Genomic DNA, 16290 nt, shown 5'->3' with positions numbered 1-16290 from the left:
TATTAGATATAAAAAATGTCATTTGGTTGCGTTAAACTTTAGGAATTTGTTTTATAATCAATCAATTTTCTTGGACCTTCAAGTACTACCCTTACTATTTGAAGCACGCCATCATCGTTCGTATCTATATACCATTTAATGAGTGATATTTGTCCATTTTCAATCTCAATACCCGTAATGCTTCTGGGATGAACACAGCTACCGTCGTTAAAATAAGCAATATCACCAGGTTCTGGAAAACGAGGGCGGTGGGTATGCCCAACAATAGTTACTAAATTGTTGTTTTCCATAATCCATTTTTTAGTTCTACGCTCAATTCTTATAAGTTCGCTGTAGTTTTTTGCTGGACTTGTGGGGTCGGCAATACCCATAACATTTAAAGGTTTCCAAAGTATTCTAACCATAAAACGACTCCATTTCCAAAACAGAAAATTCCACCAATCTGCTTGATGCCCGTGGGTTAAAAAAACATTTTGGTTCGTTGTTTTATGCCTTAAAATAATACCTTCGTGGTATTCAATTCCTGGGAATAAATCGACATCTATCCCCAATGTCTTATCAAAATAAGTATAAAGATGCTTTTTTACATAATTTGGGTTTCCATAAACCATATCGTGGTTTCCCCATATCATGTGTAGGTTGTTTTCCTTATGGAATTCCCTCATGAGCATATATACATTTTTGTGGGCTTCAAAAATAGGTTCGAAGGAAAGGTTTTCCCAAAGTTCATCACCATCACCAATTTCACAATATTGAAAACCTTCAGCATAATAATGCTTTAGCGCATGAAAATAGATATTTCTGTTGTTGGCAAAATCATCAGCGAAACTATTGTCGCCACGGTGACAATCGCTAAATAAAATAAATTTACTGGAGTCATCAAAGTTGATGATTTTGGCTTTTTTATAGGCATTGTCTAGTCTTGATTTTGATGACATTGATTTTTTTAACTAAAGTACTAAACTTAGTCTAACTTTTCAATAGCTAAAGGAAGTAAACGTTCTACAAATTTGGAATATGCTAGTTGCGAGGGATGTAATCCATCTGAAGCAACTAACTCGGGGTTAGATAGGCCATTTCGAGTAATGTCGGTTATATTAATGAACGTAACATTGTTTTCTTTTGAATACGTTTCAGCGAAATTATTATAAAGATCTAATTGTTGTGAAATGGTTCCAGAGTTTGATGATGATTGCCCAAAAGGTGTGTAGGCATAATCTGGAATGGAAATGACAATAACCTTGCTGGACTTTCCTTTTGCCAGAGCTATGGCTTTACTTAAAAGTTGTGGAAATTCTGCTTCATAAATGCTAAATGCCTTGTTTTGGTATTGATTATTGACACCTATTAGAAGAGTTACCAAATCAAAGTCATTTGAAGGATTATTGCTGTTAATGGCGGTTTGCAGGTTGGTAGTAGTCCAACCTGTTTGAGCGATAACATCCAAGGATATTTCACTATTTGCTATGTTGTTTTCTAATTTGCTTTTTAATTGTTCTGGAAATCTACAGGTTTCGCATACACTTTGCCCAATAGTGTAGCTATCTCCTAAAGCAAGTATTTTGTATTTTTTTTGAGGGTTAGGTGTGTTTTCTACCTCTTCTATGATTTCTTTTGGAGTTTCTGTATCGGTTATTTCTGTTTCTTCCAAAATTGGCTTGTCTGTATTACAGTTTAAATTTAGGATAAAACAACATATTAATAGATGAATTTTCATGGCAATAATGGCTTTTACCGAAATATACGAATTTTTTCATTTGTAGGTTGTATACAAAAAATGCTTCCCAATTTTGAGAAGCATTTTTTAATATCATTATTTTTAATTATTTTCTGAACAATGGGTCTGCACCTATGGTACCGACTAAACTATCTAAATAAGCTTCAGATTTTGCTTCAGTATATAATTTTTTAACAGATTTTAATCGGTCTTTAATTTTCATTTCAGAAACTAAATCAACATTATTAGGGTTGTTGATAAATGCTTCTAAATACGAAATTTGAGAATCGTAGAAACGTACATCTTTTTCTTGTTTTAATTTCAAACGGTCTTTATACCAATCACTGTTAATAATGTAATCGCGTTCAAAATACTGTCTCAATTCTGGGTTGCTAATTTCTTTGCCTTCATAGGTACCATATGCCATAATATGTAACAATATTTTTAAAGGCGGAATGGCAGATTCAATACTACCATCTTCAAAATAACGAAGGGCTACTTTTTGTTGCGCTTCCACTATGTTGGCAATACCATCCACATAATCTTCCATGCCTTGTAACTCTGGTTTTAACATGTGTTCATTAAAAACAGCTGTTGGTTCATCAAATAATTTGTTCAAACATCTCAATGAGAACCTGCTGGTTATTCTGTAACCTAAACGACTTGCCAACACTTTTTGGCCCTTATATTCAAAGTCTTCAATTTTTTCAAGTGAACCATCTTCGATAAGTAATTTAGGATCGCGGTTTTTTTCTTCTAAACGTGCCCAAATTTCAGGAATTAACAAACTGATGTCGTGGTCCACTTTATTTTCAGCCCCCACATACCCTGCAGCGGTACTAAAGGCGTTGGAGTCTGTTAAAATATGGGAAAGTAACGCATTATTTAAATCGGTTGTTGGGGTTAGCATGTTGAAAGGACCTTTGGTTAAAGCGCCTTCTGATCCTGCACCTGTTGTTGATGGCGATTTACCTGTAAGGCTACAAATAAAATCCATAAACAATTCTGGTGCTTCTTGGTAGTGAATTGGATTGTAAACCGCTAACGGACGGATGCCTGCTTTTTTATCAACAGGATTATTTCGTCGTCCTGGTAAAACAGCATTCACCACATGAATTACAGGGTCTTCAGATTTAATTTTTCTATACAAACGAACACCAATTTCACCTAAATAACTGGCCTCTGTTTCATCAATAAAAATATTTTTTTCTAAATATCTTGGGTTTTTGGTTGGTTCGCCATCTACAATTCGAGTGTGTGAAGGCAAACAGAAATAGTCTTCTTCTTTTGGACTATTAACAATACTGATAATGAGGTCTTTAACGGGTTGCGTGTATTTGTCAAAATTAATGGTGTCTTCATAAATTTCAATAGCATCCTTTTTGGTTAAAAGCTCGTAGTTGGTTAAAAAGGTGTTGTCTGTAACAATATCGCGTTCAGCACCTTCATCATAACCTCTTACAATGGCTTCATCTGGACGTTGAAACAAATAGCTTTCGCAGTTTGCCACAACCTTAAAACTTCCGTTTTTTAACTCTGGATTTAAGTTTTTAAATTGATTTCTAGGCAAGGTGATAGAAGCGGAAATATCATCCTCCATTTGTATTTTCTGACTTGCCGAAAAATCGGATCTTAATTTATTTAATAACCAACGGCCTTCTTGATTAAAGCCAATACGCACATAACTACCAACCACTGGGTTGTTAAAATAATTAAGTCCTGTTCCTTTTTGACCATTTATAATGTCTACAGACACGCATTCTTTCCAATTTAAAGTATCGTGATCTTGTCGGTATAATCGTTTTACAAATAATACTAAAGATCGAATATGAACTGGAATGTTTTTTACAAATTTGTTGTATTCATCGCTATATGCATCCAAAGGTTGTAATAATCGAACAGCAGAACCTAAAGTTCTTTTCGGACTTAAAAAAGCTTCAGAAGGAGGTAGAGTAGGGTCGTATTCTTTCCAACGTTTTGAATAATCGTATTCAATAATTTCATCAGCTTTCTTAAAATCTTCATCAATATTTAAAACATTAAATGTGCTATAAGTAATAGCGTTTAGCATTGATTTAGATATTTCAGATTTTCCGCCACCCGAAACCGTACAAGGTTTATGGCAAAATATACCTTCAGGCGATGTATTTACAATACGCCATAAAGAAATAGCTTTGTGTTTCTCTAATTTAAACTTATTCCCTGTAGGGTGTATGTAGGTTTTATTGGGTGATAAAATTAATTTTTGTTCTTTGTTGTTATACGTCCAAGTAATGCTGTTTGTATTGGTGTTGATGTAAGCATTTTCAGGAATGTAAATTAAATTCGGGTATTTTTTATCGATAGCATAGTTTCCTGGTTTAACATCTATTCGTTTGCCTAACAATGTTTTAACATCTTCAAAAGAAAATTTGTTTCCATATCTATGTGAAAACCCATTACCATCTACAATATCGCCCATAACACCTCTTGGATACGCAATGGCACCACCAGAATGTTCTTCTTCCACCAAACCAAATAAATTGGCAGAATAGCTAATTTGAGTTTTTATTTCTTTTTTAGAATAACCAAAATAATTGTCGGCAATAATAGTAACAACCACACCGCGATCATCTCTACAGGTTACCTTAAAGGCGCCACCATCATTGTAAATTTCATCTTCATTTTTCCAGCACATACCGTCATTTTTTTGACGCTCGGTAGCCTGGTCCCAATGTGGTAGGCCCACATCTTTTTTCTTAAGTGTTTTTAAATGTGGTGCTAAAATAATGCAGCCCGTATGGCCTGTCCAATGTTCTGTGTCTAGTGCAGCATCATTATGTACAAGGTTTGGGTCGCCGGCATTACCAAAAATAGATTCAACAAAATCCAAATTGCTCACTAAGCTTCCAGGAGCAAAAAAACGAACTTCCATACTTTTTTTAGGAAGCACACCTTTTACCTCAGGGCATACTGTAGGGCGCAATAATAAAGAGACTATTACTTTTGCCTGCTCTTTTTGGTTTGCAGTAAACGGTAACGTTTTTAAGGCATCCGATGGGTTAAACGCCGCATGTAAAAAGTGAGCAAACGCTATTTTTGGCACTTCTTTTTTATCCAATGGCACTGGCAGGCTGCTTTCAACAATATGGAACGTACCTTTTGTAGTTCTTTTATCGTTTATTGGGTTATTTAGAATACCTTGTTTTATTCTATAGGAAACAATATCGTCACTTTTAAACGAAGTGCCATTAGGAGGTAAACTAATTTCTCTGGCATGACCTTTTTGGTTTAAAATTAAGGTGTCGTTAGGAATATTATACGATTTATTAAATTCAACATCTTTTAAATAATCATTCAAGAAATTTTGAATTCTGGTATCTGCGGGAGACAAATATTTTGATAATAAACGTGATTTTTCTTTAAAACCTTTAGTAAAAGCACTCGTTAATTGTTGAAGCTTCGGATTACAAAATTTTTCATCATCATCGTCCTTATCTTGAAAAAGAGGTTGCCCCAATGAGGCTAATTGCAAATTTATATATTGAACAGTATCTTTTCGGGTTTGTATAATAGTATCGTTCGTCATTTTAATTTTGTTTTCCATCATAAAATCGATTATGTATTCAAATAAAAGGTTAAATAGTATTATTAGTTAGAAATAAACGTCTCAAAACTAATGTCTAAAAATTTTAATAAAGATGACATTTGTCATGCTAATATTTTTACGACATCTAAAATATGAATAAAGAAATTAAAGCATTTGATTTTTTTTGTAAAAATAGCCTTCTTCTTATTTTTTTAATTAAAAGCGCTTAAGCCCGTAATGTCCAGACCTGTAATGAGTAAGTGAATGTCGTGCGTTCCTTCATAAGTGATCACACTTTCAAGGTTCATGGAATGGCGCATGATGGAGTATTCACCGGTTATACCCATGCCGCCAAGTATTTGTCGTGCTTCGCGAGCAATAGTTATAGCCATATCCACATTATTACGTTTTGCCATCGATATTTGCGCCGATGTTGCTTTGTTTTCATTTCGTAAAACACCAAGTCGCCAAGTTAGAAGTTGAGCTTTGGTGATTTCAGTAATCATTTCAGCTAATTTTTTTTGTTGCAGCTGAAACTGTCCAATAGGTTTGCCAAATTGCAAGCGTTCTTTACTATACCTAAGGGCCGTATCGTAACAATCCATGGCAGCACCAATAGCGCCCCAAGCTATGCCATAGCGCGCTGAATCTAAACATCCAAGTGGTGCGCCCAATCCAGATTTATTAGGCAATAAATTTTCTTTAGGCACTTTTACATTATCAAAAATAAGTTCGCCTGTGGCCGATGCACGAAGCGACCATTTATTATGGGTTTCGGGTGTAGAAAACCCTTTCATACCACGTTCAACCAATAAGCCATGTATCCGCCCTGTTTCATCCTTTGCCCAAACAACAGCCACTTGCGCAAAAGGCGCATTGCTTATCCACATTTTAGCACCGTTTAAAAGGTAGTGGTCGCCCATATCTTTAAAGTTGGTTACCATGCCGCCTGGGTTGCTACCGTGGTCGGGTTCTGTTAATCCAAAGCATCCCATCCATTCGCCACTTGCTAATTTATGCAGGTATTTTTGGCGTTGTGCTTCGGTGCCATATTTCCAAATGGGGTACATAACTAAGCTAGATTGTACAGATGCTGTACTTCGAATGCCAGAATCGCCGCGTTCAATTTCCTGCATAATTAAACCATAACTAATTTGGTCTAAACCAGCACCACCATATGCAACAGGAATGTAAGAGCCAAAAGCACCAATTTCTGCCAAACCATGAATAATCTGCGTTGGGAATTCTGCTTTTTGGGCGCAGTCTTCAATAATAGGAGAGATTTCGCGTTTTACCCAAGCTCTAGTAGCATTCCGAACTAATTTATGCTCTTCGGAAAGTAATTCGTCAAGTTGGTAATAATCTGGTGCTTCAAATAAATCTGGCTTCATCAATTTTGAGTTTATGATGTTTATAGCAAGATAATTAAAAAAACCGTTGTTTCTTTATGAATTCATCACTGTTTAATCTCAAATTTAATTAACCCCAGTGGAATCGCTACATTTTTAAATAAAAATCTTTCGTTAGGTTTATGTAGTTTTCAGTATACTCATGGCGTCCCGTTTCAATAATAAGCATTTCCTTTTTTACATCGCTTTCGCGGAACGAAAATTCCATAAGGCTTCGTTTAATTTCAGAAGTTGGGTTTCCTTTCACATGTAAAATGCTGTTAGGAAATAGGTTGAAAACTGAAGCCATTTCAATAAATGTAGTTTCCTCTTTAGAAGGAATAATAACCGAGAAAGTACCATCTTCTGAAAGTAGTTTAGAAACACTTTCAATTAAATGATTAAAAGGTAAAGCATCGTTAAATCGTGCGACATCGCGTTTTTGGTTTTCAGACTTAAAATCTTCAGAATAAAATGGTGGATTTGAAACTATCAAATCGTAGGTGTCATCAATCTCATCAACAAATTCTTCCAAAGCCGCATGGTAACAAAACAATCGGTCGCCCCACGGCGATGCTTCAAAATTATCAACACATTGTTCATAGGCATCATCATCAATTTCAAGAGCATCTATTATTTCGGCGTTACAACGTTGTGCCAACATAAGCGAAATAATGCCGGTACCTGCACCAATATCCAGCACCGAAAAAGGGTTTTGCTTTATGGAAGCCCAAGCACCAAGAAGCACACCGTCTGTTCCAATTTTCATGGCGCATTGTTCTTGATTTACAGTGAATTGCTTAAATTTAAAAGGTTTGCTAGACATTTACTTATATGTTAATAATTTATGAAATGAAATGAAATTCAGTTGTTAAAATATCACAATGTATACTAAATAATGTTAAAAAATAAATTGATGTTTTTTTCGTTACTATATTGTAGTGTAGATGTGAAATCAATACGCATCGTTAAAAAATTTATTGAAAGTGCTAAACTAAAGATTATTTGTATGAAGTCTTCAGAAAAAATTTTAAGTAAGCTCAATAATTTGTTGATTATGAATTATGAGATTGAAAAAGTTTATTTAGAAGCTCTTGATTTGACTACTGATGATAATTTAAAATCTTTTTTTAGAAAAAGAGGGTTTGAGGGAAATGAATTCGGTAGACAGTTGAGAGGAGAAATTGAAAAATTAGATGGTAAACCTAAACAGTTAGAAAAATTAAGCGGGAATTTTGGTAGGATTTTGACAAATTTTAAAAATTATATGTCATTAAATCTACAAAGCGATTTATTGGAAGAAATTTATAGATTAAAACAAGCTAGTATTGAAAAATATAACGCTCTATTAAGAGAAATTAATTTGCCGCTTTCCACCTGTAAAACGTTGATAAAACAGCGAGACAGTATTTTTAGCCATATGAATGCAATGAAACGAAAAGAACAATTTGTTGTGTAATTAATATACAATTTCAAAAGTTTTTAAATAGTACTATGCGCTAATAAATTTGGAATTTACACCTATTTTATTGGCGCATTTTTTTTTGGTTAGTTTTAAGGATATTAAAAAAAAGAAATACTTACCACTCATCGAAATTTCTAATTATTATAGGTCGAGATAGCTTTTTTTTACTAATTTGGCTCAATAAGTAAGATAAAATAACATCTTTTATCGTGTTAATAAACCGTTAGACGTTAAAATTATTTTAATTGCCCCCAAATAAAACCTACTACAGTTATGAAAAAACCGGAACAAAGTATTAGCATTCTAAACGAATTACTGATTTTAAACAGCGAAACCGAAAAATTATTTTTTTACGTCCTTGATCAAGTTGATGATAAGATATTAAAGAATTTTTTTAGTTTAGCTGGCTACGAAAGAACTAAGTTTATAAAGTATTTAGATGCAAGTATTAGAGAAAGTGGTAATATTCCAACATTTCATGATGACTCTTTGCTGTATAATAAAATTAAAGATTCAAACTTGATGAAAGCCATTAAAATTAATGATGAGCAATCATTATTGACTGAAGCAGGAAAAGTCCAATTGTTGGATATTGAAAAATATCAAAAAGCTCTTAATAACTTCGAATTTTCTGAATCTGATGAAGAGTTACTAGAACATCATCAAGATATCCTTGTGAAATCATTATATGGTATTGAAGTTTATAAAGATTTCGTCGCAGAAAGAAATTTGTCTTATTAAAATTTTAAAGATATAAATCAATCAAACCATCTGGTGTATTTACTAAGATGGTTTTTGTTTTTCTATCAACCTTTATAATGAATTCATCGTTCATAGGGATTAATATTTCTTTACCATTATTTTCAACTTCAAACAGTGCTTGAGCAGTTGAATCGTTAATTGAAACGATAGTTCCTACTGTGCCAAAGTTTTTATCTTCCATGGTAAAACCTATAACTTCGTGGAAATAGAATTTGTTGCCTTCAAGTTTAGGTAAGAATTCCAAAGGTAAATACACATCGCTTTTTATCAAAGCATCGGCATCTGCTTCACTTGTTACATCTTCAAATTGCACCCGCAGTAAATCGGACTTATGTAGCTGGGAACTTTCAACGAAAAACGGAAGTAAGGTATTACGAACCTCAATAAACATGCTATCCAGATTTTCATATAACTCAGGTTGGTCGGTATCCAACTTAATTAAAAGCTCACCTTTAAAACTATATTTTGTTACAATTTTACCTAAGTAAAAACAATCTTCTTTTTTCATAGAAAAGCTCTTTTTGTCATTCCCGCCTTTAATCTTCGTTCAAGATAAAACTACGGCAGGAACCTATTTTAAATTCAACTAATAACTAATAAGATTCCCATCATTATGGGGGATTATTTAATCAAACTTATTAATAAGTTTGATTAAATAAAAAACTCCGATAAAATATCGGAGTTTAAAAGTATAAAAAAATATTTTTTTATTCTTCAGTTTTAGCTTCAGGAGCTTCTTCAGTTGTAGTTTCTGCTGTTTCATCAACAACAGCCTCAGCTGTTTCTACTTCTTCGGCAACTTCTTCTACAGCTGGAACAGCAGCAGCGATACGAGCTTCATTAGCGGCTTTTTCAGCTTCTAATGCTTTTGCTTTAGCATCAGCTTGTGCTTTTGCTAAACCATCAGTTTTTGCACCAACTTTACCTGCTTTTTCTTCTAACCAAGCAGTAAATTTAGCTTCAGCTTGTTCTTCTGTTAAAGCACCTTTTCTAACACCACCTGCAAGATGATTTTTTAGTAAAGCACCTTTGTAAGATAAAATAGCTTTAGCTGTGTCGGTTGGTTGTGCACCGTTTTGTAACCACTGTACAGCACCATCAATGTTTAATTCAATAGTTGCTGGATTTGTGTTTGGATTATAAATCCCTAATTTTTCAAGGTATTTACCATCTCTTTTTGATCGTACATCGGCTGCAACAATCCAGTAAAAAGGTTTCCCTTTTTTACCATGTCTTTGTAATCTGATTTTTACTGGCATAATAATTAATTATTTGAGGTTCTCGACCTCGGTTATTAATGAGGGCGCAAAGATAATTAATAATTAATAATTAACAATTAATAATTACACTTTTATTAAAACAGTAAACAAACGGGATTAGGGACTTTATAATCGCGTAAAAATGTAAGTTTTCCAGAGGAAGCATCGATGCTAAAAACAGAAATATTACTACTTCTTCTATTAGCAACTAATAAAAATTTTCCTGTAGGATCTAATGTGAAATTTCGTGGCCAATCACCATGAACGCTTATGTTTTGAATTTTATCTAATGTGCCTGTTTTTTTATTTCGTTTAAAAACAGCAATGGAATTTTCACCACGATTAGAAGCATATAAAAAGCGTTCATTTTTTGATAAATGAATGTCTGCACCTGAATTGTTACCCTTATAATTTTCATCTAAAGTAGAATCGAAATCAATTTGCTCGAATCCATTTTTTGTTTTTTTAACGGAAGTAATCGAATTGCCATATTCATTTATAATGTAAATATAGGTTCCGTTTTTACTGATTGAAAAATGTCGCGGTCCTGGGTTGTTTTCCATTTTTATAATGGCGGGCGATTCTAATGAGTAATTGTTGTTTTTTAATTGGTATTGGTAAACGGCGTTCCTTCCTAAATCGGCTACAAATAAATCTTTTTTGTAAAACTGAGCTGAGTGTGCGTGCGATTTTTCAGTCTCCGAATTATGATCAAAAATTTGCGAAGCTTCATTTAAACTGCCATCTTTATTTGTATCGTAAAGTGAAACGGTGCCACTTCCGTAATTTGAAATAACGACTTTTGTGCCTTTTTTGTTTATTGAAATGTGGCAGGGGCCTTTTCCGTTACTATCCACCATGTTAAGTTCAGAAAGCGAACCGTTATCTTCTACCTTAAAAGCGGTTACGTAATCTGGTTTTGTTTCATCGGTATCCCTGTTTACAGCATACATATATTCTCTGTTTGGCGAATAAGTAATAAAATTAGGGCTAGAGGATTTTGCTGATAATGTTTGGTTTGTTAATTCTCCAGTATCGGTGTTAAATTGATAGTGGTAAATGCCTTCACTATCTTCAGTGGTAAAAGTACCAACATAAAGCGGTGTGTTTTGGGCGTTTGTAAAAACAACTGCAAATAGCGTAATAATAGCGAGTTTTAATTTCATGATGAACGGTGTAATTAAATTCAAAAATAAAATAATTAAAATGAAGTTGCATATAAATGAACTTGCTTTTTTGAAATTTATAATTGTTCAAAACTCTTTATAACTTTAACTTTTAAAAGCGATGTAATTCTGTATTTTTATAAACTGCGTTTTAAATTTCTAAACGACTTAACAACAAACATCTAAATATAAAAATGTACTTAATTTTCGATACTGAAACTACCGGATTGCCTAAACGTTGGGACGCACCTATTACCGATGTTGATAATTGGCCACGATGTATTCAAATTGCATGGCAATTGCACGATGGGTTGGGAAACTGTATTGAGCATCAAGATTATTTGGTGCAGCCTGATGGATTTAATATTCCGTATGATGCTGAAAAAATTCATGGTATTTCTACCGAATTAGCCGAAGAACAGGGCATTCCATTAGCCGAAGTTTTAGAAAAATTTAATGAAGCATTAAGTAAAACCAAGTTTGTTGTTGGGCAAAATGTAAAATTCGATCTAAATATTATGGGAGCCGAATTTGTACGTGCTGATGTTGAAAACCCATTACAGGAACTCCCCGTTTTAGACACCTGTACCGAGCATACTGCAAGTTTATGCCAAATTCCTGGTGGGCGTTATGGGAAGTTTAAATTGCCAACATTAACAGAATTGCATGAATTTTTATTTAATCAACCTTTTGCTGAAGCGCATAATGCGACTGCCGATGTGGAAGCAACCACGCGTTGTTTTTTAGAACTGATTCGTTTAGAAGAATATACCAAAGAGCAATTAGATGTTCAACCTGATTATTTTCAAAATTTCAAGGAGGTTAATCCTGAAGAAATTCAACTAATTGGGTTAAGACACATCAACCTAAAAAAGGAAAGTGATAAAATTCGGGAGCGTCTAAAAAACGTCAAAACTGAATCGATTTCTACCGAAGAAATAAAGCAAAATATTTCAGAATTAAAGGAGGTCGATTTTGTTCATCTTCATAATCATTCGCAGTTTTCAGTATTACAATCAACCATCAGCGTAACCGATTTAGTTGCTGTTGCTGCAGAACACCACATGCCAGCAGTTGCTTTAACCGACCACGCTAATATGATGGGCGCATTTCACTTTGTGAAAGCAGTCAGCAATCATAATAGAGGGGTTAAAGCAAAAATTGAGGCTGCTATAGAGAAAGGCGAAACCCCAAAAGCCAAAGAAATTAAGCCTATTATTGGCTGTGAGTTTTTTGTGTGTGAAGATCATACCGATAAAACTAGAAAAGATAACGGTTACCAAATTGTATTGATAGCTAAAAATAAAAATGGCTATCATAATTTGGCTAAATTATCGTCGCACGCTTTTGTTAACGGGTTTTATTATCTACCTAGAATTGATAAAAAACTTATTGAAGCATATAAAGAAGATTTAATTGTTTTAACGGGAAACTTATACGGTGAAGTTCCTAGTAAAATTTTAAATATTGGCGAAAACCAAGCTGAAGAAGCCTTAATTTGGTGGAAAGAGCAGTTTGGAGATGATTTGTATGTGGAATTAATGCGCCACAATCAGGAAGATGAAAATCGTGTAAATCCTGTTTTAATTGATCTTGCTAAAAAGCATGATGTAAAATTAGTAGCGACAAACAATACGTATTATTGTAAAAAGAAAGACGCCAATGCACACGATATTTTGTTGTGTGTGAAAGACGGTGAAAAGCAGGCAACACCTATTGGTCGTGGTCGTGGATATCGATATGGTTTGCCAAATCAAGAATATTATTTTAAATCTGCTGAAGAAATGAAGCAACTTTTTAAAGATGTTCCTGAAGCCATAAGTAACATACAAGAAGTTGTAGATAAAGTAGAAGCTTACGAATTGGCACGTGAAGTTTTGCTTCCTGCATTTAACATTCCTGAAGAATTTAAGAACGAAGAAGATTTAGTTGATGGTGGTAAACGTGGTGAAAATGCCTATTTGAAGTACTTAACCTTTGAAGGCGCCAAAAAACGATATGGTGAAGAACTTTCAGATGAAGTTACGGAGCGTCTTAATTTCGAACTCGATGTTATTCAAAATACAGGATATCCAGGGTATTTCTTAATTGTTGAAGATTTTATTCGTGAAGCTAGAAAAATGGACGTATCCGTAGGTCCGGGTCGTGGTTCGGCAGCAGGTTCGGTGGTTGCATATTGTTTGTGGATTACCAATATCGATCCGCTTAAGTACGATTTGCTTTTTGAGCGTTTCTTAAATCCAGACCGTGTGAGTATGCCCGATATCGATATCGATTTTGATGATGAAGGTCGAAGTCGTGTGATGGATTATGTTATCAAAAAATACGGAAGCAATCAAGTAGCACAAATTATCACTTATGGTACGATGGCGGCGAAATCGTCTATTCGCGATACGGCTCGTGTGCTCGATTTACCATTATTTGATGCCGATAGAATAGCGAAATTAATTCCAACCATGTCTAAACTGAATAAAATTTTCGGTTTAAGTGAAAAGGAATTGGGCAGTAAATTCAGAGCGGAAGATTTAGAAAAAGTCAATCAGCTTTTAAATATTTCTGAAGGAAGCGATTTAGAAGCTGAAACTGTAAACTTAGCGAGAATCTTAGAAGGTTCGGTTAGAAATACGGGTATTCACGCTTGTGGAGTTATCATCACACCCGATGATATTACCAAATTCGTACCTGTGGCAACGGCAAAAGATTCCGATTTATACGTTACCCAATTTGATAACTCGGTAGTAGAAGAAGCTGGACTATTAAAAATGGACTTTTTAGGGTTGAAAACATTAACCTTAATTAAAGATACCGTTAAAATTGTAAAAGCGAAACACGATATTTTATTAGATCCAGATACCTTTCCATTAGATGACGAATTAACGTATGAATTATTCCAAAAGGGAGAAACTGTTGGTGTGTTCCAATACGAGTCTCCCGGAATGCAAAAACATCTTAAAGAATTAAAACCCACCGTTTTTGAAGATTTAATTGCCATGAATGCCTTGTACCGTCCAGGGCCTATGGAATACATTCCAAGTTTTACGCGCCGTAAACATGGTGACGAACCCATTGAGTATGATTTGGATGCTATGGAAGAATACCTGAAAGAAACCTATGGTATTACGGTGTATCAAGAGCAGGTGATGTTGCTGTCGCAAAAACTGGCAGGATTTACAAAAGGTGAAGCCGACGTTTTAAGAAAAGCGATGGGTAAAAAGCAAATTGCGGTACTCGATAAAATGAAGCCCAAATTTGTAGAACAGGCGAGTGCTAATGGGCACGATGCCAAAGTATTGGAAAAGGTTTGGAAAGATTGGGAAGCTTTCGCAAGTTATGCTTTCAACAAATCGCATTCCACCTGTTATGCATGGATTGCCTATCAAACGGCCTATTTAAAAGCGCATTATCCAGCGGAATATATGGCGGCGGTTCTATCTAACAATATGAACGACATCAAACAAGTTACTTTCTTTATGGAAGAATGTAAACGTATGAAGTTGGACGTTTTAGGACCTGATGTAAATGAATCCTTCTATAAATTTTCAGTAAACAAAGATAATGCGGTGCGTTTTGGAATGGGTGCCATAAAAGGGGTTGGGCATGGCGCAGTCATCACCATTGTTGATAACAGAAAAAAAGACGGTCCGTATAAGTCTATTTTCGATTTAGCAAAGCGTATCGATTTACGAGCGGCCAACAAAAAAGCCTTCGAAAATTTAGCGTTGGCAGGAGGGTTTGATGGTTTTGGCACAACACATCGCGCACAATATTTTCAAGATGAAGGCGATGGAATAACCTTTTTGGAAAAAGCGATTCGTTACGGAAATAAACATCAAGAAAATGAAAATTCGGCGCAAGTCAGTTTGTTTGGCGATGCTAGTGATGTGCAAATTGCAGAACCTCAAGTACCGCCATGCGAAGAGTGGGGCACTATGGAAAAATTAGCACGCGAAAAAGAAGTAGTGGGCATCTATATTTCTGGGCATCCACTAGATGATTTTAGAATAGAAATGAACACGTTTTGTAACGCCAATTTAGCCTTGTTTAGAGATTTAGAGACCTATGTGAATAGAGAACTGGTTTTCGGTGGTGTGGTAACTGATGTACAACACCGTGTAAGTAAACAAGGAAAAGGATGGGCGATGTTTACCGTTGAAGATTACACCGATAGTTTCGAGTTTCGCATTTTTGGTGAAGAGTACTTAAAATTCAGACACTTTTTAATGAATAACAATTTTGTTTTTGTTAAATCGTTTATTCGAGAGGGTTGGGTAAATAAAGATACAGGTAAAAAAAGCGACCCTAGGTTGCAGTTCAATAGTTTCCAGTTGCTGCATGATGTGATGGAAAACTATGCCAAAAAGTTATCTATTCAGCTTAATATTGACGATTTAAAGGAATCTAAAATTTCAAAACTTAAAGAATTATTACAAATGCATCCGGGTAGTCAAATGCTCAATTTTGTGGTTTATGATAATAAAGAACAAATCAAACTACAAATGCCCAGTAGAAAACAAAAGGTGCGCGTATCTCAAGAATTGTTGAATGAGCTGGAGAATGAACAGGTGATGTTTAAGTTAAACTAATTCCTGCGAAAGCAGGAATCTTCTAATTAAGAAAACAATAATATCATACTAACTTTAATTATTAGGGCAATTGCTAAAGCACCGCGCTTTCCACTGTATCTTTTTTGCTTTTAATGGCAAAAAAGGATGCCGTTTCAATCGCTATTGCGAGTGTAGAACAATTAAATTATAGAATTAGTTTTATTAGGACTTACTACTGTTTCTATTAAGCACAGCTTAGTGATAGCGGTGAGATTGTTGTGGTTTTTACATAAAATTATTGGTATTACGGTTGTCGCTTTAATTGCTTTAATCTTGTCCTACTAAGACCCACCAGTTCCTGCTTAGTGGCGACAAGATTGGTAGATAAGAATGGTTAAAAAATAATAAACACACACTAGAA

11 protein-coding genes are annotated in these 16290 nt (G+C 34.6%); 3 read left to right on the top strand and 8 right to left on the bottom strand.

Features of this window, described 5'->3' with window-relative positions; translation table 11 throughout:
* Nucleotides 1-38 precede the first annotated feature (38 nt).
* From EV196_RS00895 to EV196_RS00875, 5 genes are all read right to left on the bottom strand, one after another.
* Nucleotides 39-938 carry a metallophosphoesterase family protein gene (locus EV196_RS00895; RefSeq protein WP_132213944.1) on the bottom strand — a complete coding sequence of 300 codons (900 nt, stop codon included), beginning with the start codon at nt 936-938 and terminating at the stop codon, nt 39-41.
* Between the two features lie 26 nt (nt 939-964).
* Nucleotides 965-1651, bottom strand: coding sequence for an SGNH/GDSL hydrolase family protein (locus EV196_RS00890; protein WP_243652147.1), 687 nt, complete (start codon nt 1649-1651; stop codon nt 965-967).
* A gap of 172 nt (nt 1652-1823) precedes the next feature.
* Nucleotides 1824-5285, bottom strand: a complete 3462-nt coding sequence (locus EV196_RS00885; protein WP_243652146.1) for a hypothetical protein — start codon at nt 5283-5285, stop codon at nt 1824-1826.
* A gap of 212 nt (nt 5286-5497) precedes the next feature.
* Nucleotides 5498-6676, bottom strand: coding sequence for an acyl-CoA dehydrogenase family protein (locus EV196_RS00880; protein WP_132213940.1), 1179 nt, complete (start codon nt 6674-6676; stop codon nt 5498-5500).
* A gap of 106 nt (nt 6677-6782) precedes the next feature.
* A complete protein-coding gene (locus tag EV196_RS00875; protein WP_132213938.1) occupies nt 6783-7499 on the bottom strand; it encodes a tRNA1(Val) (adenine(37)-N6)-methyltransferase in 717 nt (238 codons plus the stop codon).
* A gap of 183 nt (nt 7500-7682) precedes the next feature.
* Between EV196_RS00875 and EV196_RS00870 the strand changes: the two genes are divergently transcribed.
* Both EV196_RS00870 and EV196_RS00865 read left to right on the top strand, forming a co-directional pair.
* On the top strand, nt 7683-8132 hold the full coding sequence (locus tag EV196_RS00870; RefSeq protein WP_165876076.1) for a DUF2383 domain-containing protein: 450 nt from the start codon (nt 7683-7685) through the stop codon (nt 8130-8132).
* Between the two features lie 279 nt (nt 8133-8411).
* A complete protein-coding gene (locus EV196_RS00865; protein WP_132213933.1) occupies nt 8412-8879 on the top strand; it encodes a hypothetical protein in 468 nt (155 codons plus the stop codon).
* A gap of 4 nt (nt 8880-8883) precedes the next feature.
* Here the strand turns inward: EV196_RS00865 and rimM are convergent, their stop codons facing one another.
* The 3 genes from rimM to EV196_RS00850 all read right to left on the bottom strand — a co-directional run bounded on the left by rimM (nt 8884) and on the right by EV196_RS00850 (nt 11325).
* Nucleotides 8884-9408, bottom strand: a complete 525-nt coding sequence (gene rimM, locus EV196_RS00860; RefSeq protein ID WP_132213931.1) for a ribosome maturation factor RimM — start codon at nt 9406-9408, stop codon at nt 8884-8886.
* Nucleotides 9409-9607: 199 nt separating this feature from the next.
* The gene (locus EV196_RS00855) at nt 9608-10159 is read right to left on the bottom strand and encodes a 30S ribosomal protein S16 (protein WP_132213929.1); all 552 of its coding nucleotides are present in this window, start codon (nt 10157-10159) and stop codon (nt 9608-9610) included.
* A gap of 95 nt (nt 10160-10254) precedes the next feature.
* Nucleotides 10255-11325: a lactonase family protein gene (locus EV196_RS00850; protein WP_132213927.1), complete on the bottom strand. Its 1071-nt coding sequence runs from the start codon at nt 11323-11325 to the stop codon at nt 10255-10257.
* Nucleotides 11326-11519: 194 nt separating this feature from the next.
* On the opposite strand from EV196_RS00850, the gene dnaE reads away from it, so the two are divergent.
* On the top strand, nt 11520-15908 hold the full coding sequence (gene dnaE, locus EV196_RS00845) for a DNA polymerase III subunit alpha (RefSeq protein WP_132213925.1): 4389 nt from the start codon (nt 11520-11522) through the stop codon (nt 15906-15908).
* Nucleotides 15909-16290 lie beyond the last annotated feature (382 nt).

The sequence above is a fragment of the Mariniflexile fucanivorans genome (assembly GCF_004341235.1).
In the GTDB taxonomy this organism is placed as follows: Bacteria; Bacteroidota; Bacteroidia; order Flavobacteriales; family Flavobacteriaceae; genus Mariniflexile; species Mariniflexile fucanivorans.
The sequence above is the reverse complement of the archived record's forward strand: the minus strand, read 5'-3'. Positions and strand labels throughout refer to the sequence as shown.

Bases quoted from the DNA above. Each gene is read 5' to 3' on its own strand.
- EV196_RS00895 (WP_132213944.1), bottom strand. From the start codon at position 938: ATGTCATCAAAATCAAGACTAGACAATGCCTATAAAAAAGCCAAAATC.
- EV196_RS00885 (WP_243652146.1), bottom strand. From the start codon at position 5,285: ATGACGAACGATACTATTATACAAACCCGAAAAGATACTGTTCAATAT.
- EV196_RS00880 (WP_132213940.1), bottom strand. From the start codon at position 6,676: ATGAAGCCAGATTTATTTGAAGCACCAGATTATTACCAACTTGACGAA.
- EV196_RS00875 (WP_132213938.1), bottom strand. From the start codon at position 7,499: ATGTCTAGCAAACCTTTTAAATTTAAGCAATTCACTGTAAATCAAGAA.
- EV196_RS00870 (WP_165876076.1), top strand. From the start codon at position 7,683: ATGAAGTCTTCAGAAAAAATTTTAAGTAAGCTCAATAATTTGTTGATT.
- EV196_RS00865 (WP_132213933.1), top strand. From the start codon at position 8,412: ATGAAAAAACCGGAACAAAGTATTAGCATTCTAAACGAATTACTGATT.
- rimM (WP_132213931.1), bottom strand. From the start codon at position 9,408: ATGAAAAAAGAAGATTGTTTTTACTTAGGTAAAATTGTAACAAAATAT.
- EV196_RS00855 (WP_132213929.1), bottom strand. From the start codon at position 10,159: ATGCCAGTAAAAATCAGATTACAAAGACATGGTAAAAAAGGGAAACCT.
- EV196_RS00850 (WP_132213927.1), bottom strand. From the start codon at position 11,325: ATGAAATTAAAACTCGCTATTATTACGCTATTTGCAGTTGTTTTTACA.
- dnaE (WP_132213925.1), top strand. From the start codon at position 11,520: ATGTACTTAATTTTCGATACTGAAACTACCGGATTGCCTAAACGTTGG.